A 22,023-nucleotide genomic window follows, 5' to 3' on the forward strand; every position below is an offset into this window, starting at 1 on the left:
CCTAGTGCAGGCTCACCGTCTTCAACTCATCCTCGGCAGCCTTGAAGAAGGTGCTGGAGCGGTTGTCCGTCAAAAGGATCGGCGTGCCATCGGCGCCGAACAGCGCCCAGAGGTCAACGCTCGGATCGATATCCGGTGCCTCGGGGAAGCATCTGGATACTTCCTCAGACCGCATTTTCCGGATGTAGGCGACCTCGCCGTTGCCGATACCGGCAAGTTCGGTTTTGGTCAGATGCGAATTGGCTTCTTTCATCAACATTCCTGTACCTCCACGAGAAGGGACCAACGGCTCAAGTTGCGCCGTTGTCCTACTGTGAGACCGAAATGTTAATTTTCTTCACCATACGGCTTGGCTCCGGACGGATGAGATCCACCGCGAGCAGCCCATTCTTGAGGCAAGCGCCCAAAACCTGCATCCCATCGGCCAGAACAAAAGTCCGCTGGAATTGACGCGCGGCGATGCCGCGATAGAGGTAGTCGCGCTCCCCCTGGTCGATCTGGCGACCATGGATGGAAAGCTGGTTTTCCTCGACAGAAACGTCGAGCTCCTCCTCGCTGAATCCGGCGACGGCAAGAGTTATGCGCAGCCTTTCCGGATCACCGGACGCGCGATCGGCGGCGACGCGCTCGATATTGTAGGGGGGGTATCCGTCGCTGGCCTTGGAAAGGCGCTCCAGCGTCTTTTCCATGGCGTCAAAGCCCAAAAGCAGAGGGCTCGCGAAAGGCGTCATACGGCTCATCGTCTCCAAGTCCTTGATTCAAGCGACCTTGCCAGACCTGAAAGACAGCATCCGGACGCTTCCAATATGGGAATTGCCTCACGCGGGCGCAAGGCAGATATCGGCGCCCGCTCCCAGAGAGCCCGCAAGGGGTCCGACCTTGACAAAGCAAGCGCCGCCTCGCATCAAAACCTGCCCGTACCGGCTGCGCCGATTTGCGACGGGAATATAAACAAATGGTGCATGCCACGAAAACGCGCACCACGAGGACGGAGCGATCGCAATGGCAGACCCTAGAAAGATCATCATCGACACCGACCCCGGCCAGGACGACGCCGCGGCCATCATGCTGGCCTTCGGCAGCCCGCAAGAGCTCGACGTGCTCGGCATCACCACGGTCGCCGGCAATGTGCCGCTCTCTTACACCAGCCGCAATGCGCGCATCGTCTGCGAGCTCTGTGGCCGGACCGATACCAAGGTCTTTGCCGGCGCCGCCAAACCGATCGCGCGAAAGCTGGTGACCGCTGAGCACGTGCATGGCAAGACCGGGCTTGATGGTCCCGTTCTCGATGAGCCTACTATGCAGCTACAGCCGCAGCATTCCGTGGATTTCATCGTCGAAACGCTACGCAACGAGCCTGAGGGCACGGTGACGCTCTGCACGCTGGGGCCACTCACCAACATCGGCATGGCCTTCCAGAAGGCGCCCGACATCATCCCGCGCATCCGCGAACTGGTGATGATGGGCGGCGGCTTCTTCGAAGGCGGCAACATCACGCCGGCCGCCGAGTTCAACATCTACGTCGATCCCGAGGCAGCCGATATCGTCTTGCGCTCTGGCATCCCCATCGTCATGATGCCGCTCGACGTCACGCATAAGCTTCTGACCCGAAAGGATCGCGTCAAGCGCATGGCCGATCTCGGTACGCGCCCGGCGATCGCCATGGTCGAGATGCTGGAATTCTTCGAGCGCTTCGATGTCGAGAAATACGGCTCAGACGGCGGTCCGTTGCACGACCCGACGGTTATCGCCTACCTCTTGAAGCCGGAGCTTTTCAAGGGGCGAACCTGCAATGTCGAGATCGAGGTGAAGTCTGAGCTGACGGCCGGCATGACCGTCGTCGACTGGTGGCACGTGACCGACCGCAAGCGCAATGCGCAGGTCATGCGCGATGTCGATGCGGACGGCTTCTTCGATCTGCTGATCGAACGTTTCGCCCGCATCTGATGTTCAGATTGGCTTTCGGGCGCCTGAGAGATCAGGCGTCCTTCTGGTCGAAAACGGAATTCGTTTCGGGTTCGACGAGCTTCGGCCCGCCCTTGGCGACGCCGACCATGGCGGGGCGCAGAACGCGCTCACCAATGGTGTAACCGGCCTGAACGACCTGAACCACGGTGTTGTTCGGCACATCGGGGTTCGGCACTTCGAACATGGCCTGGTGAAAGTTCGGATCAAACTTCTGGCCGACCGGCTCCAGCTTGCGGACGCCGTGGCGCTCAAGCGCCGACAACATCGAGCGCTCCGTCATCTCCACACCTTCGATCAGCGTCGTCAGGCCGGCATCGGCGGCAGCCCTGGCTTCTTCAGGGATCGCATCGATGGCGCGGCGCAGGTTGTCCGAAACGGCCAGCATGTCGCGCGCAAAGCCCGCGGCGGAATAAGTCCTCGCGTCCTTGACTTCGCGCTCTGTGCGCCGGCGCAGGTTATCCATCTCGGCGGCAAGGCGCAGATAGCGGTCGCGCAGCTCTGTATTCTCGGACTTTAGCAGTTCCAGCGGATCGGGCTTTGCGCTGGCTTCGGCGGCGGCTTCGTTCTCGACGTTTGCGGCGGCGTCCGCGGCGGCTTCGGCCGCGGCGGCGTCGGGTCCGTTCTTCGTCGTTTCGTCAGTCATGACGTTCTCCGGTGATTGGTGTCTTTTAGGATGTGCCCGATATCGAGCTTTGACGGGCAAAAATCAAGTCTGCGTGACCGAAAAGCATGACTTGTAGGCAACCTTGCCGGGTCTGCCCCACGGGGCCCAGCTTGACTTGGCCGTGCTAAAGTTCTTTCATTTTAGGCGCAACTGAATCAATAGTGCTTCGACCTCATCCAGGTCAGGGAGCGACCACCATGGGCGATCAGAAAACGTATTCGGGGCGCTGCTTTTGCGGTGCGGTGGAGATCGTCGCCACCGGAGACCCGGTGGCTATGGGTTACTGCCACTGCGCCTCCTGTCGGCATTGGTCGGCGGGACCCGTCAACGCCTTCACGCTCTGGCAGCCGCAGGCCGTCCATGTCACCAAAGGCGGAGAGCACGTGGAAGGCTACCAGAGGTCCGATACGAGCGTGCGGAAGTTCTGCGAGCTTTGCGGTGGGCACCTCTACACCGAGCACCCGACCTGGGGCGTCACCGACGTTTACGCGGCACTTCTGCCCGATCTTGACTACGCTCCAGCGCTGCACTTGAACTATCAGGAAAGCGTGCTGCATATCCGTGACGGCCTGCCAAAATACAAAGACATGCCTGCGGAGATGGGCGGCTCGGACGACCTGCTCCCGGAGTAGTCCTCCTACTTCGAGCCGCGTGACAACCGCGTCATCAGCTGGGCGGTATAGTCGACCATCGGTACGATGCGCGAGTAGTTGAGCCGCGTCGGCCCGATGACGCCGACAGCGCCGACAATGCGGTCGTCATCGTCACGATAGGGCGCGACGATCAGCGACGAACCGGAAAGTGAAAAGAGCTTGTTCTCCGAGCCGATGAAAATGCGTACACCCGGCCCGCTTTCGGCGAGGTTGAGAAGTTCCAGCAGGCTGTCCTTCTTCTCGAGGTCGTCGAACAGCATGCGCAGGCGGTCGAGATCGTCGGCGCCGGCGAGATCGGCGAGCAGATTGGCGCGGCCGCGAATGATCAGCTGGGCCGGTTTGCCCTCGTCGGCGCTGCCCGACCAGACGGCGATGCCGCGCTCGACGAGATCCTGCGATAGCGCATCGAGTTCGAGGCGGACATCGTCCTTCAGTCGACTCAATTGATTGCGCAGTTCCGGCAGCGTCTGGCCGGTCATGTGTGCGTTGAGGAAGTTGGCGGCCTCGGTCAATTGCGATGACGTCACCCCTGCCGGAAGCTCGATAATGCGGTTTTCGACCTGATCGTGATCGCCGACGAGAACCGCAAGCGCTTTGGTCGGCTCAAGGCGGATGAACTCGACGTGCTTGAGAACAGGATCGCTCTTCGAGGTGATGACGAGCCCGGCGCCGCGCGAAATGCCCGAGAGCATGCGGCTTGCCTCGTTCATCATCAATTCCATCGGATTGTCGCGGCTTTCGGCGCGCACCTGGCGATCGATGTTGGCGCGATCCTCGGCCGAGAGATCCCCGACCTGCATGAAGGCGTCGACGAAGAAGCGCAGGCCGACCTGTGTCGGCAGACGGCCGGCACTGACATGCGGCGAATAGATGAGGCCAAGTTCTTCCAGATCGCTCATCACGTTGCGCACGGAGGCGGGTGACAGCGACATCGGTAGGATACGCGACAGGTTGCGCGAACCGAGCGGTTCACCCGTCTCCAGATAGCCCTCGACAATGCGGCGAAAGATTTCCTTGGAGCGTTCATCCAGCGCAGCCACTGCATCTGAAACCGACGTCGATCTGAACTCCATGAACCCTTGCGTACCCGTGCTGACGATGATCCGACAAAATATAGCCAATCTCCCCGCAGCGGCAAAAGGGAAATTGCAAATGGACGCTGCCGATCGTAGAAGCTCTCAACAACATAAGCACGCGTGATCTTCCGAAAACCGCTCGCGGTCTTCGACATCATGATTCAGGAGAATAGTATGCGGCCCTCAGGAAGAAAAACCGACCAGATGCGCAAGGTCTCGTTCGAGCGCAATTTCTCCAAGCACGCGGAAGGCTCCTGTCTGGTGAAGTTCGGCGATACGCATGTGCTGTGCACGGCGAGCATCGAGGAGAAGCCTCCGGCATGGCTGCGCAACACCGGCAAGGGTTGGGTCACGGCCGAATACGGCATGCTGCCGCGCGCCACCGGCGAGCGTATGAAGCGCGAAGCCGCATCCGGCAAACAGGGCGGCCGTACGCAGGAGATCCAGCGCCTGATCGGTCGTTCGCTGCGCGCTGTCGTCGACCTCAAGGAACTCGGCGAGCGCCAGATCACGCTCGACTGCGACGTCATCCAGGCAGATGGCGGAACGCGTACGGCGTCCATTACCGGCGCCTGGATCGCGCTTTACGACTGCCTGAAGTGGATGGAAAGCCGCAACATGCTCAAGGTCGAACGCGTCCTCAAGGACCACGTCGCGGCCATTTCCTGCGGCATCTTCGCCAACCAGTCGGTGATTGACCTCGACTATCTCGAGGACTCCTCGGCTGAGACCGACGCGAACTTCGTGATGACGGGCAACGGCGGCATCGTTGAAATCCAGGGCACCGCTGAAGGCACGCCCTTCACAGACGAGGAATTCGCCTCGCTGATGGCCCTCGCCAAGGTCGGCATCGCCGAACTCGTCGCGATGCAGAAGCAGGCCGTCGCCGGATGAACGACATGCTGGAAGGCATGCTGGAGACGGCGCTCTATGCGGACGATCTCGACAAGGCCGAAGCCTTTTATGAAGGCATTCTCGGACTTTCGAAGATCTCGCGGGGCGGCAACCGACATGTCTTCTTTCGCTGCGGTGCCGGGGTGTTGCTGCTCTTCAACCCGCAGGAAACCATCAAGCCTCCCTCGCCCACCTCCCTGCAGGTTCCCCCGCACGGCACGACCGGTGCAGGACACGCCTGTTTCCGCGTTTGCGGGGAAAATCTCGATGCGATTGCAGCCCGGTTGACGTCCGGGGGTGTCGCCATCGAATCCGAAGTCACCTGGCCGCAGGGCGGCCGATCGATCTATTTCCGCGACCCGGCGGGCAACAGCCTCGAATGCGCCGAAGCCCGCATCTGGGGCATCGAATAGGACAGTCATGCGCAAGCTCGAAACGAAGACCATCGTCGTTGCCAGCCATAATGCCGGCAAGATCCGGGAAATCCAGGACCTCATCGGTCCGTTCGGCTTCACGGCGAAATCGGCCGCCGAGTTGAATTTCGTGGAGCCTGACGAGACCGGCACGACCTTCGAGGAAAACGCGACGATCAAGGCGCTCGCCTCCGCCGAAGCCTCTGGATTGCCGGCGCTGTCGGACGATTCCGGCCTCGTTATCGATGCACTCGGCGGCGATCCCGGCGTCTACACCGCCAACTGGGCGGAAAAACCCGACGGCACGCGTGACTTCGCGATGGCGATGGAGAAGGTCGAGGCGGCTTTGGAAACGGTCGGCGCTTCGAAGCCGGCGCAGCGCGCTGCGCGTTTCGTCAGCGTACTCTGCCTTGCCTGGCCGGACGGCCACACGGAGCTTTTCCGCGGCGAAGTCGAAGGCACCGTCGTTTGGCCTGCGCGCGGCAGTCAGGGCTTCGGCTACGATCCGGTCTTTCAACCCGAGGGCTATGAGACTACCTTTGGCGAGATGAGCGCGGAAGAAAAGCACGGCTGGAAGCCCGGCGACGCAGAAGCACTGTCGCACCGCGCCCGCGCCTTCAAGATCTTCGTCGAAACCTGCCTGGAAGCCTAAGGGCAAGTGGACACTTTGGAACAGCCTGATCTGATGCGCTATGCCGCTCTTCTGCCCGATACCGGCGAACCCGGCTTCGGCGTCTACGTGCATTGGCCGTTCTGTGCCGCCAAGTGCCCTTACTGTGATTTCAACAGCCATGTCCGCCACCAGCCGGTGGATCAGGAACGCTTTAGCGCGGGCTTCCTGAAGGAGATGGCGACGGTGCGCCAGATGAGCGGGCCAAAGACGGTGACCAGCATCTTCCTCGGCGGCGGCACGCCATCGTTGATGAAACCATCCACGGTGTCGGCCATTCTCGACGGTATCGCCAAGCACTGGCACGTGCCCGATGGGATCGAGATCACCATGGAGGCAAACCCCTCCAGCGTCGAGGCGGAACGCTTCCGCGGCTATCGTGCCGCCGGCGTCAATCGCGTGTCGCTCGGCGTCCAGGCACTCAACGACCGCGATTTGAAGTTTCTCGGACGGCTGCACGACGTTGCCGATGCGCTGAAGGCGATCAAGCTGGCGCGCGACATCTTCCCGCGCATGTCCTTCGACCTGATCTATGCGCGCCCGAACCAGACCGTCGACGAATGGGAACGCGAGTTGAAGGAGGCGTTTTCCTACGCCGTCGATCACCTTTCGCTCTATCAACTGACGATCGAGGAAGGCACTCCGTTCTTCGGGCTTCACAAGGCCGGCAAGCTTGTCGTTCCGGACGGCGACCAATCGGCGCTGCTCTATGAAGCGACGCAGGAAATCACCACCGGCGAAGGGCTGCCCGCCTACGAGGTTTCCAACCATGCGCGTCCGGGCGCGGAGAGCCGGCACAACCTCACCTACTGGCGTTACGGCGATTACGCCGGCATCGGCCCCGGTGCCCATGGGCGACTGACGCGTGGCTCCATGAAGATTGCCACTGCGACAGAGCGCAAGCCAGAGAGCTGGCTGGATCGGGTCGAGCGCGATGGACACGGCATGCTGGACACGGAGCAACTCGGCTATGAGGAGCAGGCCGACGAACTGCTGCTGATGGGATTGCGTCTCAAGGAAGGCGTGGACCTTTCCCGCTGGCAGCAGCTTTCGGGCCGCGACCTGGACCCGAAGCGGGAAGAGTTTCTTTTGGAGCATGGCTTTATCGAGCGGATCGGCAACTCTCGCCTGCGCTGCACGCCCTCAGGCATGCTGATCCTCGATTCCGTGGTCGCCGATCTCGCCTGCTAGGCCGGTCGCTTTCGCCCAAGAGCGAACAATCGCCCGTCTATCGCCGCAAGGCCGATCGCGATCATCGCCGTGCCGATCAGATGCTTGACCTGCAATTGCTCGCCGAGAATGGCTGCGCCAAGCAGGATGGCACTGACCGGAATCAGGAAGGTCACGAGCATCAGGTTCGTTGCACCGGCAGTCGCCAGGATGCGGAAGAACAGCACATAGGCGATCGCCGTCGAAAGCAAGGCCAGGCCGAACAGCGCCATCCAGGTTTCCGATGAAGGAGAGGCCAATGTCCACGGCTGGTCGACGATGAGCGCGATCGGCAGCATCAGGACGGTTGAGGCGCTGACCTGTCCTGCAGCGGGAATGAGCGGCGCCATGCCCATCTGGCGGAAGCGCCGGCCGAAGATCCCGGCAAAGGAATAGGAGAGCGCAGCGCCGAGTACCGCAAGCTGCGCCAGCACGTTCGACCCGAGATCGCGCAGCACGTCGAAACCGATCATATAGGCGACGCCCGCAAAGCCGACGAGAACGCCGAGCAGGCGATTGCCGGTCATCTTTTCATCCGCGGTCAGGAAATGCGCGACGACGACGCCAAAAAGCGGCGTTGTGGCATTCAGGATCGAGGCGAGGCCACTTGCGATATGCGTCTGGCCCCAGACGATGAGACAGAACGGGATCATATTGTTGAGGATGCCCATGCCGAAGAAGGGCGCCCAGGACCTGGCGTCACGCGGCATGGCATGGCCGGTCGCCCGCACAATAAGGTTCAGTGCCAGCGCGGCGATCAGGACCCGACCCGTGACGATCGTAAAGGGCGGCAGGCTCTTCACCAGAATGCCGTTGAAGAGGAAGGATCCGCCCCACAGCAGGGAGAGCACCAGCAACATTCCCCACTCGGCAAAGCCCATCTGTTTCTGCTGCATCGTCTTCTCCCTGATCAGCCTGCGACCGGTCTACATGTCAGTACAGGCTGCCGCCACCCGATTGTTGCGCGGCGCTCACGCATTTTTCCTGATTTATTCTCGTTCATCGCTCAGCTCGACGGAGCTTTTACGGCGGCTTTCACACTGATATTATTGCTATGCCAGTCCTGCGACAAACGAGTCTTTCTCGATCCATGATATAGTTGAGCTAAACCATGAGCGATTATCTTCCCTCCCTTTCGGCCCTTCGAGCCTTTGAAGCGGCCGCCCGACACCTCAGCATGACGTTGGCGGCCAAAGAGCTCAACGTGACGCCGGGAGCCGTCAGTCTGCAGATCCGCGATCTGGAATCCTCGCTTGGCGTCAAGCTCTTCGAGCGGAAGACGCGCGCACTAGCTCTGACCGTGGAGGGTGCGGACTATTTTTCGACGCTCAGGGCAGCATTCCGCCTCGTCAGGGAGGCGACGGCGGCGATCACGGCGCGCGGACGCGGCGCCGTCCTCAACGTCACCTGCACGGCGGGATTTGCAACCTACTGGCTCGTGCCGCGTCTCGGACGCTTCGAGGCGATGCATCCCGAAATCGACGTCCGCATCAGCGCGTCGCACCGCGTGCTCGATTTTCAGCGCGACAGGATCGACCTTGCAATCCGCCACGGACTCGGCGGCTATGACGGCCTGATCAGCGAACGCCTCGTGGATGACGAGCTGGTGCCGGTTTGCACGCCAAGGCTTGCCGTGGAGCTCGGCGACAATCCCTCGCCGGACGCGCTCGCCGGCTTCCAACTGATCCATGACGTCTATCGCCATGACTGGCAGCTCTGGCTGGAAGCAGCCGGCGCGACAGGAGTCGACCCGTCGCGTGGACCGGTCTTCATGCATGGCAATGGAGCCTATGACGCGATGATAGCCGGGCTGGGCTTTGCCCTGATGCGGCGCTCGTTTCTGGAGCGGGACCTGAAGGAAGAAAGGGTGGTCACGCCCTTCCCGCTTGGCATTGCAAGCCGGCTTGCCTTCCACCTCGTCTATCCCGGGCTTGCGCTCGAACGGCCGGCGGCGGCCGCCTTCCGCCGGTGGCTGCTGTCAGAGGCGCAAGGCTGACCTGACTGTGGCGGATTTGCCATGCCGATCAAAAAGTGGAGTATTTTTATCATGAAACCGGGTTTCCTTTGGGATTTTTCTTGACTATTACACTCCACATAAATCCTGAAATGCGTATGACCGGTATGGTAAGCCAATGAATAGTCTCCGATTTTCCTCGCGAATCCTGTCCACGTCGGCATTGACTGGTTTGGCAATCGTCCATTTTCTCGCACCCGCCGCAGCGCAGGATGCGGCTGGACAGCAGCAGGATGGCGCGACGGTTCTTGAGGATATTATCGTCAATGGCGGCAGCGGCGGCGTCATCCAGCGGATGGCTATGTCGGCAAGAGCAGCGCGACGGGCACGAAAACCGACACGCCCTTCATCGAGGTGCCTCAGTCGATTTCCTCAGTGACCGAACAGCAGCTGAAGGATCGCGACCCGCAATCTCTTTTGGATACGGTCGCGTACACGCCGGGCACACGCGTCGGCGCTTATGGCTTCGACCCGCGTTTCGATTCATTCTCGGTGCGCGGCTTCGACGTGACCTATACCGGGATCTTCCGCGACAACCTTCGTCAGCCGGGCGCAGGCTCGTCACTCTTCAAGACCGAGCCGTACGGCCTCGAAGGAGTCTCGATCCTGCGTGGCCCATCTTCGGCACTGTATGGGGCAACAGGTGCCGGCGGTCTCTACAACCTCATCACCAAGCGGCCGACGGAAGAGCCTTTTCACGAAGTCAGCTGCAGTATGGTACCGACCAGCGCTATCAGAGCCGGTTCGACCTCTCCGGCCCCGTCAACAATGAGGACCCCTTCTACTATCGCCTGACGGGCCTCTATCGCGACGCCAATACGGAGCAGATCAGCGTTCCCGACGACCGCGTCTATATTGCGCCAGCCTTCATGTGGAAGCCGGACGAGGACACGAAACTGACCATCCTCGGCGAATATTCCCGAACCAAGACCGGCGGCACGGCGGCCTATTACAACGATCCAACCGGCAAGGTAACGGACTATTTCGCGGGCAATCCGGCCTTCAACGATTCGATCCAGAACCAGGCTCGTATCGGCTACGAATTCGAGCATCGAGTAAACGACGTCTTCGTCTTTCGTCAGAACGCCCGCATTTCGACGCTGAGCATCGACGCCGACTGGGCCTTCGCCTACGCGCCGAACGCCGTCAATCCGAACCTGCTTGAGCGCAGCGCCGGCACGTTTGACGAGCGGCTGACGGCCTTCGCCATCGACAATCAGTTGGAAGCTCAGTTCGAAACGGGCGCGGTCAACCACACAGTGCTTGCAGGTCTAGACCTGACTAGGCTGCGCTGGCGTTCGCTCGATGGCCGTGGCGTGTCGCCACCGCTCGACACCACCAATCCGACGGCAGGCGCTCATGTTGCTCCTATCGACTTCGATACGCGCTCCATCCAGGACCAGTGGCAGGTCGGCACCTATCTGCAGGACCAGATCCGCTATGACGCGTGGATACTGACCGTCGGTGGTCGCTACGACTGGGTCTCCACGGACACCGACAATACCGACCTCAACACCAATGCGCTGACCACGATCACGCAAAACGACAGGGCATTCTCCGGCCGCATCGGCCTAGGCTACCAAACGGATTTCGGCGTTGTACCCTATGCCAGCTACTCGACGGCTTTCGCACCAAATGCTGGCATCAACAAGGAGACCGGCCAACCCTTCCAGGCGACGGAAAGCGAGCAGGAGGAGATTGGCGTCAAGTACCTGCTGCCTGATAGCAATACGCTGATCACGGCAGCGCTGTTCAATATCGACCAGAAAAACAGCCTCTACTACGAGGTTGTGAACCTGCCGACCGGGCCGGAAAACATACAGGTGCAGCGCGGCAAGATTCGCTCCCGGGGCTTCGAGATCGAAGCGAACACGAGTCTCGACACCGGCTTGTCACTGGTTGCGTCCTACACCTTCACCGACGCCGAGATTCTGGAAGGCACGACCGGTACAGTCGGCAACTACGTCTCGTCGGTGCCGAGGCACATGGCTTCGCTCTGGGCAAACTACAGGTTTCAGGAGGATAGTCCGATCTACGGTCTCGGCGTCGGCCTCGGTGCCCGGTACCTCGGCAAGAGCTACACCAGCGACAACAACACGGCGCAGAACGTCTCCCGCATCCTTGTCGACGCTGCCCTGAGCTATGACTTCGCCGCGCTCGACAAGAAGTACGAGGGCCTGAGCCTGCAGGTGAACGCCACCAACCTGTTCGACCGCCGCGAGCCCGTCTGCTCGGCCGGCTTCTGCTACCGCGACCAGGGCCGCGCCGTGATCGGCAGCCTGCGCTACGCATGGTGAGTTGATGGCGAGCGCGCAGCATCATGTGGTTGATCCGGGCGACAGCGCCTCGGTCCTCTCGCCGGCCTTTGCCGGCGAGCATGCGTGGTGCAACGAGAAGATGGCGCTCTCCACCGACCTGCCGGACGCGGTACCGCTGCCGCTCTTCTTCGGCGACGGCGGGTTCAAACAGGCGATCGATCGCTACGCCGAGACCTGCGGCAACAGCGACAGGCGCGCCGTCGTGTCGATGTGGTCGTTATATTACTTCTCCGCCCTTTCCATTCCCTATGTGCTGGCCCGTCGCCTCGCCGCGCAGGAGCTTCCGGTCGCCTTCGACGGGATGACCATCGCAGTGCAGGAGAATGGCCTGCCGCGTGCATTCGGCGTGCCGCACCGGGGCCGGAATGCTGAGGATGGCGCGGAGGACGGTTTCGAAGCCATTGGTCCGTTGTTGGAACAGCATCTTCCACAGGCCGTGACGAAGCTCAACGCCTCCGGCATTTCGGCCAAGCTGTGCTGGAACAATGCCGCTGTGTACCTCGACTACGCGCTGCGGTTGACGCGGCCGCCCGAAGGCCCCGATCTGGCGGTGTTCGTCCGCGGCTGCCTGCCGGACGGCGGCGTCAACCCTCTGTGCGGCAGCGTCCGATATGTCGAGGAAGACGGCGAGCGCGTCGCCCGGCGGAAGATATGCTGCCTGCGCTACATGCTGCCCGGCGTCCAGAGCTGTGGCAAACTTTGTGCTCTTCCCAGCCAGAGGAACGTGCAATGATCCCGTCCACGATCACGCGACGCGGCTTTCTCGCTGCGGCGTCTGCTGCGCTTTGCGCGCCGGCTCTGAAGGCAGAGACGCGCTGGCCACTGACCGTGACCGATGCCGTCGGTCGAATGGTGACGATTGCGAAGAAGCCGAAGTCGATCATCCTCGGAACGGGTTTCAATCTTTTCGCGCTGTCGCTGATCCACCCGGATCCGGTGAGCCTGCTGGCAGGCTGGGCGACCGACATGAAGACGGACAACCCGTTCATCTACGATGCTTTTCGCAAGAAATTTCCGGCCCTCGACAAGGTCTCGCTTGTCAGCAATGGGCAGGCGGATGGCATGTCCTTCGAAGCCGCCCTCTCCTTGGAGGCCGACCTTGCGGTCATGGGTATGTGGCAGGCAGAAGGCGAGCAGGGCAAACGTGCCATCGAGTATCTGCAATCGATCGGCGTGCCCGTGATCATTGTCGATTTCAATCTCGATCCGCTGAAGAGCACGCCGCGGGACATTCGGCTCCTCGGTCGCGTTCTGGAATGTGATCAGCAAGCGGAAAACTATGCTCGGTTCTTCGAAAAAAGGGTGGACCGCATCAAATCGAGGGCGGTCGGGAAAGGCGAAGATGGGCCGCTCGTGCTGATGGATGCCTTTCCAAGCACAACGCGTGGCAGCTGGGCGGTCGGTCGCACCGGCCTTGGTGAATTGATCACGCTTGCCGGCGGGCGCAACATCGCCGACAAGAACCTGCCGCCACAGGGCGGACCCGTGACGGCAGAATATATCATCGCCGCGGAACCGGACGTCTATGTCGCCACCGGCTCGCCGGGCGGCACCTACACCGTCTTTTCGATCGGTCCCGGGGTCGATCCCGCAGAAGCGCGGCAGTCGCTCCAGGAGACCGTCAAGGCACCAAGCCTTGCCCCGCTGAAAGCGGTGCGCGAGGGAAATGTGCACGGCATGTGGAACTTCTTCAATGCCGTGCCGCTGAACGTGCTCGCCGCCGAAGCCGTCGCATCCTGGGTAAGGCCCGACCTCTTTGGCGACGTCGATCCGGCCGACAGCCTCGCCGAGCTCAACGAGCGCTTCGCGGCCGTCCCCTTCGAGGGCGCCTATTGGACCAGCCTAACCACTTAGCGAGCTGGCGCGCTGGTCTCGAAGAGGCCGCCTGTCGGAGTTTTCAGGAACATCTCCAGCGGAATGTATTCCTGATGCAGGAAGCCCGTGGACGGCAGCAGGTCGTCGCGCACCATCTCGATGACGGCAACCACCGAGGCCGACGTCGTCCAGGCGATCGCCGTGCGGCGGGTGCCGGCTATCTCGATCGGATAATAGGCGCGCACAAATTCCTTGCGGCGGAGGTTGCCGTTCTCCGTGCCCTCCGCTGCGACGTGGACGTAGACAACATCGTCCTCGACCGGAGGCTTGGCGTTGGTGAGGATTTCGCCGGCAAGCTTGCGCCTGTCGCGCATCAAAAGCTCATGGAAGAAGAAGTTCATCAGATCCATGTGGCCGGGATAGCGCATCGTCTTGTAGTCGAGGTTCTCGACCTTTCCGAGCAGCGTATCGCACATGGTTCCGAGGCCTCCTGACGTCGTGAAAGCTTCGAGCTTCACGCCCTCGACATAGATCGTCTCGTGCCATTCCATCGGCGAGACGAGCTTGCGAACGCCTCCCTCGATCACTTCGCAGTCGTTCAGATACTCGTTGACCACCCCTTCGGGCGACCAGTTAAACGCGTAGCCGAGGAGACCGGTCGGGTGCTGCGGTAGAGCGCCGACCCGCATTCGAATGGAACGGCACTTGTCGAAGCCTTCCGCAAGGCTCGATCCGACAATGCCGACGAGACCGGGGGCCAGGCCACATTGCGGCGCCATCAGGCCACGTGCCGTCTTGGACAGTTCGATGATGAAGTTTGTCGTCGGCACGTCTTCGGTCAGATCGAAGTAGTGGATCCCTGCGAGGTGGGCGGCGCGCGCAAGGCCGATGTTGAGGTGATAGGGCAGGCAGGAAAGCACGGCCTCAACGCTGGACAACAGTTCACCGATGACGGCGGGGTCGGAGATGTCGCCACTCCTGCATTCGAACGGCAGGCCTTCCGTCGGCGCCTGCAGGTCGACGCCTAGAACGTCGAACCCTCCTTCATGCAGAAGCGTTGCAGCCAACCGCCCGATCTTGCCCAGTCCGAGAACAGCGATCCTGTCGAAACTCATCGGCTCCCCCTGTGGCCACGTGGCGCATTTGCGCCATTCCAGCGTACAGAAGATTGTGCGCAAAAGAAAACGGCCGGAGCAATGCCCGGCCGTCAAACGTGCACAGAAGATTGCCCGACTATTCGTTGATCAGGCGCTTCAGCAACTCGATCTCATGCGAAAGCTTGGTGTCGCCGGCTATCAGTTCCTCGATCTTGCGCACGGCATGCAGCACGGTCGTATGATCGCGACCGCCGAAGCGACGGCCGATTTCCGGGAACGACCGCGGCGTCAGCGTCTTTGACAGATACATGGCGATCTGGCGCGGTTTGACGATGACGCGGGTGCGGCGGTTCGAGACCAGTTCCTGGCGCGACACGTTATAGTGCCGTGCGACGATGCGCTGGATGTCCTCGATGCGGACACGGCGCGGCTCGCCCGAGCCAACCAGATGAGCAAGAAGCTCGTCGACGCGCTCGACCGTCAGGTTCGGCTCGAAGGAGCGGCGGAAAAGCAGCTGGTTGAAAGCACCTTCCAGCTCGCGGCCGCTTGCCGTGATGTTACGCGCAACATGGTTCAGCAGTTCGGCCGGGATTTCCAGAGACGGGTCCTCGACGCGAGCAGCGGCGAGGCGACGCTTCAGGATCTCGAGACGCATCTCGTAGTCCGGCGCGTCGAGCTCAATGGCCACACCGCCCTGCAACCGCGAGCGGACGCGTGGATCGAGCGATTCTAGCTCCCAGGGAGCGCGGTCGGCAGCGACCACGACCTGCTTGGCACTGTCGAGCAGCATGTTCAGCAGGTGGCAGAACTCGTGCTGGATCATCTTGCCCTGCAGGAACTGCATGTCGTCGATGATCAAAAGGTCGATGTTGCGCAACGAGTCCTTCAGGGTCAAGGCATCATTGTCACGGATCGCTGTTGCGAAGCGCCACATGAAATACTCTGCCGTCAGATAGACGACGCGCAGGGCGCGCGGGTTCTGAACCGCGGCATTAGCGATCGCTTGTAGAAGATGCGACTTGCCGAGGCCGACGCTGGAATGGACGAAGAGCGGATTGAAGCGGACAGCGCCCTGCCCGGCTTCCGCAATCGTCCTGGCAGCAGCAAGTGCTACGCGGTTGGAGCTGCCCTCAACAAAGGTGTCGAAGGTGAAGCGGGAGTCCAGCGGCGAGCCGAAGAGCGGCTGGCCGGCAGTTGCCGGACGGGCAGCGGCTGCGGACGATACCGCCTGCTGCGCAATCTGGCCGGCATGCTGCGCCGCCGGGCGGCGCGTCTGCGCGGCGGCAACAGGCTCTGGGGAAACCGGCGCTTCAGCCGGTTTACCAACGCCACGCGTTGCCGTGCGCACGAGAATTTCGACTTTCAGGATTTCGGAGTCTTCGGCCTGAAACAGGCTGGTGATCAACTCAAGATACCGGTTGTTGATCCAGGACTTCAGAAAAGTTGTCGGCACCGTCAGGCGCACGACGCTCTTGGAAACCGAATGCAGCTTCAGCCGCGCAAACCAGCTTGCGTAGACATCCGGACCGACTTGCGCCTTCAGGCGGGCGCTGACACGCTCGAAAAGTACACCATGCTTCATGTCTCCCTTTTCCCCTGCCGCTCCAGCGCAAATAGAGCCAAACGCCTGCGGTTCATTGTCCCCGCTATCCAGGGCATCCGCCGTCATTGTATTCATCTGCATCATGCCGCCTTCCATTCGTCGGCCGACTTTGTTCGTCGCCCGATTATTTCCCCGCTATGACCAGAAAGTGGCACCCTCATGAGCCACTCGCCTGCCGGTTCACTCAAATACTGCCCCACTCACAAGACTTTCCGAGAAAGCGCGAGCCCGCCTCATGCGGCGTCGACTGCCTTCTGTCGGACTGGATGCCGCTCCTCGTCAGCTGGCGTCCAGTCGTCTTGCCACGACTTCTCTTCCCCATTCCGGTTTCACGCAACGCGTGCAACCAACACACAAAAAATCACCGTTCCGCGACAGCCACGTCGCGGTCAAAAATGCTCAACTGCGTGAAAAACCGGAGGCTTAGGCTTCCGTAACAAGTGGCACAGGCTCATCGTCCTGCCGACGTGGCAGTTTCAGACCAAGCCTTCACAGGTGATGTCTGGACCCCTTGTTGATCGGCATTTAGGCAGGATCGAATGCGGGAATCAACGATGAATTTTACGCAAAATTAAGAGCGGGCCGTTGACTCGGGGGGCAGTCTTTGGGCGTCACATCCGTGTCAAAAAAGAATCGCTTTTGAATCAAGGAGATTCGTCCCGCGGGCATTTTTGACACGCATAAAAAGAAAAAAATAAAAAAGCTTCTTGACTCTGCTCAGACCGCAGATTGTAGGGCCCGAGTCGAGCGCACCTGAAGTATCCTACAACAAGTGTTTGTTTTTATTGCCTTTTTCGTGTCACACGCTCGACATGAAATCGTCGCCGAATTAACCATACGGAAGCCAGTCGGCGGAATCGAAAAAGCCCGACAAAGTTGCCGGGCTAATCATAATGGTGCGTCTGTTAATGAAAGATTATGCGGTCGCAGAAACCGACAGAGCCTTCACACGAGCCGCCAGGCGCGAAACCTTTCGGGAAGCCGTGTTGGCGTGCAGGACGCCCTTGCCTGCAGCGCGAGCCAGTTCCGGCTGCGCGGCGAGGAATGCTTCCTTTGCCTTGGCAGCATCACCAGATGCGATTGCCTCTTCGACCTTGCGAACGAACGTACGAACGCGCGAGCGACGAGCCTTATTGACGTCGGTACGGCGGGCGATCTTGCGGGTCGCTTTTTTCGCCGAAGTTGTATTGGCCATGGATGCCTCTCTAAGAATTCGAACAAACTCCGTCATCACCGCGGGCCCTGCGGCCACTCAATCCAGCAATGCGGGAGCATAATCGGAAAACCGGAGTGGCTTCCCGAACCGTGGGCGGGCATATAACCCTAAAGCCGACCCACGTCAACGCGCATTTTCAAGGAAACGCCGCCTTTCTCCAAGGCTCAGCGGTTCTTGAAGGCAGGCTTACGCTTTTCGATGAAGGCCGTCATCCCTTCTTTCTGGTCCTCGGTGGAAAAGAGGCTATGGAAAAGGCGACGCTCGAAGCGCAGACCCTCCTCCAAGGTGGTCTCCAGTGCGCGGTTTACGGCCTCCTTCGCCATCAGCACGGAAGGACGCGACAGCGAGGCGATCTTGGCGGCAGCCTCCAGAGCCTCGTCCAGCAGCCGTTCGGGCGCAACCACGCGCGAAACGAGTCCTGCGCGTTCGGCTTCGGCAGCGTCCATCAGGCGGCCGGTGAGGATCAGATCCATGGCCTTATATCTGCCGACAGCGCGCGTCAGCCGCTGCGAGCCGCCCATACCAGGGATGACGCCGAGTGTGATCTCGGGTTGGCCGAACTTGGCAGTCTCCGAAGCGATGATGATATCGCACATCATTGCAAGCTCGCAGCCGCCGCCGAGCGCAAAGCCGCTGACGGCGGCGATTACAGGCTTGCGCACCTTGGCAACGTCGTCCCATCCGCTCATCAGATCGCGGCCGTAGACATCGACATAATCCAGCGGCTGCATTTCCTTAATATCGGCACCGGCGGCGAATGCGCGCTCGGAACCGGTCAGGACCATAGCGCCGACGGCGTCATCGGCCTGGAAGGCTTCGTAGGCCTGAAGAAGTTCCTTCAGCACCATCGAGTTCAGGGCGTTCAGCGCCTGCGGGCGATTCAATGTGATCAGCCCGATCGCACCTCGGGTTTCGACGATCAGCGTTTCGTAGGCCATGGACAATCCTCCCGTTACTTTTGACAGGCCGGGCAATAGAAGGTCGAGCGCCCTGCCTGGACAATGCGGGCGACGGTACCGCCGCAGCCCGGGTTGCCGCAAGGTAGACTTTCGCGGTCATAGACAGCGAAGGAATGCTGGAAATAACCGAGCGAGCCATCCGTCTGGATATGGTCGCGCAGCGACGAGCCGCCCGCCTTGATGGCGTCGGCGATGACGTCGCGGATCGAGGCGACAAGCAAGTCCATCTGCTTGTTGGGCTTACCCGATTTCGTGACGATGGACGCCGCGGCACGCGTCGGCAGCAGGTGCGCGCGCCAAAGCGCCTCGCAGACATAGATATTGCCGAGCCCGGCAATATTCTTCTGATCGAGCAGCGCGCTTTTCAGAGGCTGCGCCTTGCCAGCGAAGCGTTCCGCCAGATAGGCGGCACTGAGTTCGTTGCCTGTCGGTTCCGGTCCTAAGCCGAAGAGGAAGGGATTGAGATCAAGTTCGCAACGCTGTGCCACATCCATGAAGCCGAAACGGCGCGGATCATTATAGATGACGCGGCTGGCGCCTTTCGGTCCCTCCAGGTGGAAGATGGCGTGATCGTGCTTTTCATCCTTCGAGCCGTGGCGATGGAATTCGCCCAGCATATCAGAAAGCTGTCCCACCTCGATGCGGAAGGAGCCCGACATGCCGAGATGCGAAATGATCGTGGTGCCGTCATCGAGATCGATCAGCAGATATTTGGCGCGGCGGCCGAGCGCGACGATGCGGCGGCCCGTCGCCCGTGCCTCGAGACCATCGGGAAAAGGGAAACGCAGGTCTTTGCGTCGCAGCTCCAGGCGGGCGATTCGCGCGCCCTCCATGGTGGGGGCAAGCCCGCGTCTGACGGTTTCGACTTCTGGCAATTCCGGCATCTTAACCCATCTATATCTAACATGTTTCCACCACGGGCGTTGTGCGCTATAGCGCCAAGGTACCGCGGCTTTGAGCGTGGTCCACAGATAGCGTCGCGCGCGTCAGTTCGCTATGGTTGCCGCGCCGATTTCAGATAGATGGAGTATTTTCGATGTCAGAAAGCCGTACCTCCGCCGAAGGCGGCATGGAAACATCCTACGGCTTCCGCGACGTGGCCGGTGGTGAGAAGCAGGGTCTCGTCAACGACGTCTTTCACAAAGTCGCCAAGCGCTACGACATCATGAACGACGTTATGTCGGTCGGCATGCACCGCGTCTGGAAGGACGCGATGATTGCGGCGCTCAATCCACGCAGGGAGCCAGGCTACCGGGTTCTGGACGTTGCCGGCGGCACCGGCGACATCGCCTTGCGCATCGTCGAAGCCTCGAACCGGCAGGCACATGCGACCGTACTCGACATCAACGGCTCCATGCTGGCCGTCGGCGCCGAGCGCGCCGCCAAAAAGAAGCTCTCCGACAATCTGACTTTCGTCGAAGCCAACGCGGAGGATCTGCCGTTCGAGCCGAACAGCTTCGACGCCTACACGATTGCCTTCGGCATCCGCAACGTGCCGCGCATCGATGTGGCGCTGAGCGAAGCCCATCGCGTGCTGAAGCGCGGCGGCCGGTTGCTGGTACTCGAATTCTCGGAAGTGGACATGCCGTTGCTGGACCGCGTCTATGACAGCTGGTCCTTCAACGCCATTCCGAAGTTCGGTAAGGTAATCACCGGCGAGGCCGAGCCCTACCAATATCTCGTCGAATCCATCCGCAAATTCCCCAACCAGGAGAACTTCGCCGAGATGATCCGCAACGCCGGTTTCTCGCGCGTCAGCTTCACAAACTATACCGGCGGCATTGCAGCCCTCCACTCCGGCTGGAAGCTCTGACGAATGGTTCGAGGTACACCGTTCACCTGCGCGCTTTCGCAGGCAGGCAATCCGGCATGAGTGCTCTGGGAGCATATTTCCGGCTCTGGCGCGTCGGCTGGATTCTCGTGCGCGAAGGCGTCATTTCCGCCTTGCCGTCAGAAGATCTTCCGCCCTCGATCGGCCTTGCCAAGTCCTTTGTTGGCCTGTTCGCGCGCAACCGCTCGAAATCGAAGAAGCGCAGCGACAGGCTGGCGCAGGCCGTCGAACGGCTGGGCCCCTCCTACGTGAAGATCGGCCAGTTCCTGGCGACGCGCCCGGATGTCGTTGGCGTCGAATTTGCAGACGACCTATCGCAACTCCAGGACCGCATGGCATTCTTCCCGCCGGCGGCGGCCAAGGCGAGCATCGCCAGTTCGCTCGGCCGCCCGATCGAAGACCTTTACGCAAGCTTCGGCGAGCCGATTGCCGCAGCGTCGATTGCCCAGGTGCATCCGGCGGAGGTCGATACACTGTCCGGTCGCAAGAAGGTTGCCGTAAAGGTGGTCCGCCCCGGCGTGCGTCAGCGCTTCTCGCACGACATCGAGGCGATGTATCTCGTCGCCCACATGCAGGAGCGCTTCATGCCTTCAAGCCGCCGCCTCAGGCCGGTGGAAGTGACGAAGACCCTGGAGCAGACCACCAAGGTCGAAATGGACCTGCGGCTCGAGGCTGCGGCCCTTTCCGAAATCGCCGAGAATACTGAAAAGGACCCCGGATTCCGCGTGCCGAAGGTGGATTGGGAGCGCACTGGCCGCGACGTGATCACCATGGAGTGGATCGATGGGGTGAAGATGTCCGACGTCGACGGCTTGCGCGCCGCCGGCCACGATCTCAATCGCCTTGCCGATACGCTGATCCAGTCCTTCCTGCGCCACACGCTGCGCGATGGCTTCTTCCATGCCGACATGCATCCCGGGAATCTCTTTGTCGATACGCATGGAGACATCGTCGCCGTCGACATGGGAATCGTGGGACGATTGGGCAAAAAAGAGCGCCGCTTCCTTGCCGAAATTCTCTTCGGGTTCATCACCCGCGATTATGTCAGGGTCGCGGAAGTCCATTTCGAGGCCGGCTATGTCCCCGCCCATCACAATGTGGAGAGCTTCGCGCAGGCGATCCGCGCAATCGGCGAGCCGATCCACGGACAGCCGGCCGAAACCATTTCGATGGGCAAGCTGCTAACGCTGCTGTTTGAGGTGACCGAACTGTTCGACATGGCCACGCGGCCGGAACTGGTCATGCTGCAGAAGACCATGGTCGTCGTCGAAGGCGTGTCGCGCATGCTCAATCCACGCTTCAACATGTGGAAGGCATCCGAACCAGTCGTCGGCGACTGGATCCGCAACAATCTCGGCCCGAAGCGTATCGTCACCGACCTCAGGGACGGGTTGAAGGCAGCGGTCAAGCTTGCAGAAGCCGCGCCGGAGATTGCGGCCAAGACCGAGAAGTTTCACCATCAACTGCTGCACATGAGCGAGCATGGACTGCGTTTCGATGCGGAAACGGCCGAAGCGATCGGCAAATCCGAAGCCCGTCACAATCGCTCCGGTCGGTTCGCCCTCTGGATTATCGCGCTCGCCCTTCTCTATATAGCCTGGGTGGTCACCTGATCATCGCATG

General features: G+C 61.0%; 21 protein-coding genes and 1 pseudogene. 12 read left to right on the forward strand and 10 right to left on the reverse strand.

Annotation, left to right across the window (positions count from 1 at the left end; all coding sequences use genetic code 11):
- Position 1: 1 nt before the first annotated feature.
- Positions 2-259 carry a BQ00720 family protein gene (locus tag BSG20_RS02800; RefSeq protein ID WP_024314508.1) on the reverse strand — a complete coding sequence of 86 codons (258 nt, stop codon included), beginning with the start codon at positions 257-259 and terminating at the stop codon, positions 2-4.
- A gap of 49 nt (positions 260-308) precedes the next feature.
- Positions 309-740: an Hsp20 family protein gene (locus BSG20_RS02805; RefSeq protein ID WP_072371517.1), complete on the reverse strand. Its 432-nt coding sequence runs from the start codon at positions 738-740 to the stop codon at positions 309-311.
- 262 nt (positions 741-1,002) lie between these two features.
- Here BSG20_RS02805 and BSG20_RS02810 point away from each other — a divergent pair, with 262 nt between their 5' ends.
- Entirely contained in the window at positions 1,003-1,947 is a 945-nt protein-coding gene (locus tag BSG20_RS02810; protein ID WP_072371519.1) for a nucleoside hydrolase, read from the forward strand.
- A gap of 31 nt (positions 1,948-1,978) precedes the next feature.
- Here the strand turns inward: BSG20_RS02810 and grpE are convergent, their stop codons facing one another.
- The gene (grpE, locus tag BSG20_RS02815; protein ID WP_024314505.1) at positions 1,979-2,611 is read right to left on the reverse strand and encodes a nucleotide exchange factor GrpE; all 633 of its coding nucleotides are present in this window, start codon (positions 2,609-2,611) and stop codon (positions 1,979-1,981) included.
- 218 nt (positions 2,612-2,829) lie between these two features.
- Between grpE and BSG20_RS02820 the strand changes: the two genes are divergently transcribed.
- The gene (locus BSG20_RS02820; protein WP_072371522.1) at positions 2,830-3,264 is read left to right on the forward strand and encodes a GFA family protein; all 435 of its coding nucleotides are present in this window, start codon (positions 2,830-2,832) and stop codon (positions 3,262-3,264) included.
- 5 nt (positions 3,265-3,269) lie between these two features.
- Here BSG20_RS02820 and hrcA read toward each other — a convergent pair whose 3' ends face one another.
- Entirely contained in the window at positions 3,270-4,358 is a 1,089-nt protein-coding gene (gene hrcA / locus BSG20_RS02825) for a heat-inducible transcriptional repressor HrcA (RefSeq protein ID WP_072371525.1), read from the reverse strand.
- A 177-nt stretch (positions 4,359-4,535) separates the two neighbouring features.
- Here hrcA and rph point away from each other — a divergent pair, with 177 nt between their 5' ends.
- Genes rph through hemW form a run of 4 tightly spaced genes read left to right on the forward strand, consistent with a single transcriptional unit; the run spans position 4,536 to position 7,529 of the window.
- Positions 4,536-5,255, forward strand: a complete 720-nt coding sequence (gene rph, locus BSG20_RS02830) for a ribonuclease PH (protein ID WP_024314502.1) — start codon at positions 4,536-4,538, stop codon at positions 5,253-5,255.
- Positions 5,252-5,668 carry a VOC family protein gene (locus BSG20_RS02835; RefSeq protein WP_072371528.1) on the forward strand — a complete coding sequence of 139 codons (417 nt, stop codon included), beginning with the start codon at positions 5,252-5,254 and terminating at the stop codon, positions 5,666-5,668. Before rph ends, BSG20_RS02835 begins: the two co-directional genes overlap by 4 nt.
- 7 nt (positions 5,669-5,675) lie before the next feature.
- Positions 5,676-6,320 (forward strand): RdgB/HAM1 family non-canonical purine NTP pyrophosphatase, encoded by a 645-nt coding sequence (rdgB, locus tag BSG20_RS02840; RefSeq protein WP_072371531.1) that lies wholly within the window; start codon positions 5,676-5,678, stop codon positions 6,318-6,320.
- Between the two features lie 33 nt (positions 6,321-6,353).
- Positions 6,354-7,529, forward strand: coding sequence for a radical SAM family heme chaperone HemW (hemW, locus tag BSG20_RS02845; protein WP_093041021.1), 1,176 nt, complete (start codon positions 6,354-6,356; stop codon positions 7,527-7,529).
- Here hemW and BSG20_RS02850 read toward each other — a convergent pair.
- Entirely contained in the window at positions 7,526-8,443 is a 918-nt protein-coding gene (locus tag BSG20_RS02850; RefSeq protein WP_072371537.1) for a DMT family transporter, read from the reverse strand. The genes hemW and BSG20_RS02850 overlap by 4 nt on opposite strands.
- Positions 8,444-8,658: 215 nt before the next feature.
- Here BSG20_RS02850 and gcvA point away from each other — a divergent pair, with 215 nt between their 5' ends.
- From gcvA to BSG20_RS02870, 4 genes and pseudogenes are all read left to right on the forward strand, one after another.
- Positions 8,659-9,543, forward strand: coding sequence for a transcriptional regulator GcvA (gene gcvA, locus BSG20_RS02855; RefSeq protein ID WP_072371540.1), 885 nt, complete (start codon positions 8,659-8,661; stop codon positions 9,541-9,543).
- Between the two features lie 136 nt (positions 9,544-9,679).
- Positions 9,680-11,858: pseudogene (locus BSG20_RS02860) on the forward strand (TonB-dependent siderophore receptor).
- Between the two features lie 4 nt (positions 11,859-11,862).
- Positions 11,863-12,612 (forward strand): siderophore-iron reductase FhuF, encoded by a 750-nt coding sequence (fhuF, locus tag BSG20_RS02865; protein WP_072371543.1) that lies wholly within the window; start codon positions 11,863-11,865, stop codon positions 12,610-12,612.
- Positions 12,609-13,733, forward strand: a complete 1,125-nt coding sequence (locus BSG20_RS02870; RefSeq protein ID WP_072371545.1) for an ABC transporter substrate-binding protein — start codon at positions 12,609-12,611, stop codon at positions 13,731-13,733. The genes fhuF and BSG20_RS02870 overlap by 4 nt, the downstream gene beginning before the upstream one ends.
- Here the strand turns inward: BSG20_RS02870 and BSG20_RS02875 are convergent.
- The 5 genes from BSG20_RS02875 to mutM all read right to left on the reverse strand — a co-directional run bounded on the left by BSG20_RS02875 (position 13,730) and on the right by mutM (position 19,453).
- Complete coding sequence (locus BSG20_RS02875; RefSeq protein ID WP_072371548.1) at positions 13,730-14,809, reverse strand: saccharopine dehydrogenase family protein; 1,080 nt, start codon at positions 14,807-14,809, stop codon at positions 13,730-13,732. The two genes, BSG20_RS02870 and BSG20_RS02875, sit on opposite strands and share 4 nt — an antisense overlap.
- A gap of 118 nt (positions 14,810-14,927) precedes the next feature.
- Complete coding sequence (dnaA, locus tag BSG20_RS02880) at positions 14,928-16,475, reverse strand: chromosomal replication initiator protein DnaA (protein WP_072371985.1); 1,548 nt, start codon at positions 16,473-16,475, stop codon at positions 14,928-14,930.
- Positions 16,476-17,310: 835 nt separating this feature from the next.
- Complete coding sequence (gene rpsT, locus BSG20_RS02885) at positions 17,311-17,589, reverse strand: 30S ribosomal protein S20 (protein ID WP_007799616.1); 279 nt, start codon at positions 17,587-17,589, stop codon at positions 17,311-17,313.
- Between the two features lie 185 nt (positions 17,590-17,774).
- Entirely contained in the window at positions 17,775-18,548 is a 774-nt protein-coding gene (locus tag BSG20_RS02890; protein WP_072371551.1) for an enoyl-CoA hydratase, read from the reverse strand.
- Positions 18,549-18,562: 14 nt separating this feature from the next.
- Entirely contained in the window at positions 18,563-19,453 is an 891-nt protein-coding gene (gene mutM, locus BSG20_RS02895) for a bifunctional DNA-formamidopyrimidine glycosylase/DNA-(apurinic or apyrimidinic site) lyase (RefSeq protein WP_072371554.1), read from the reverse strand.
- A 152-nt stretch (positions 19,454-19,605) separates the two neighbouring features.
- Between mutM and ubiE the strand changes: the two genes are divergently transcribed.
- Positions 19,606-20,382 carry a bifunctional demethylmenaquinone methyltransferase/2-methoxy-6-polyprenyl-1,4-benzoquinol methylase UbiE gene (gene ubiE / locus BSG20_RS02900; RefSeq protein WP_072371557.1) on the forward strand — a complete coding sequence of 259 codons (777 nt, stop codon included), beginning with the start codon at positions 19,606-19,608 and terminating at the stop codon, positions 20,380-20,382.
- Positions 20,383-20,438: 56 nt separating this feature from the next.
- Positions 20,439-22,013 (forward strand): 2-polyprenylphenol 6-hydroxylase, encoded by a 1,575-nt coding sequence (gene ubiB / locus BSG20_RS02905; protein ID WP_072371560.1) that lies wholly within the window; start codon positions 20,439-20,441, stop codon positions 22,011-22,013.
- The last annotated feature ends 10 nt before the right edge of the window (positions 22,014-22,023 follow it).

It is taken from the genome of Rhizobium tibeticum (assembly GCF_900110205.1).
GTDB lineage: Bacteria > Pseudomonadota > Alphaproteobacteria > Rhizobiales > Rhizobiaceae > Rhizobium > Rhizobium tibeticum.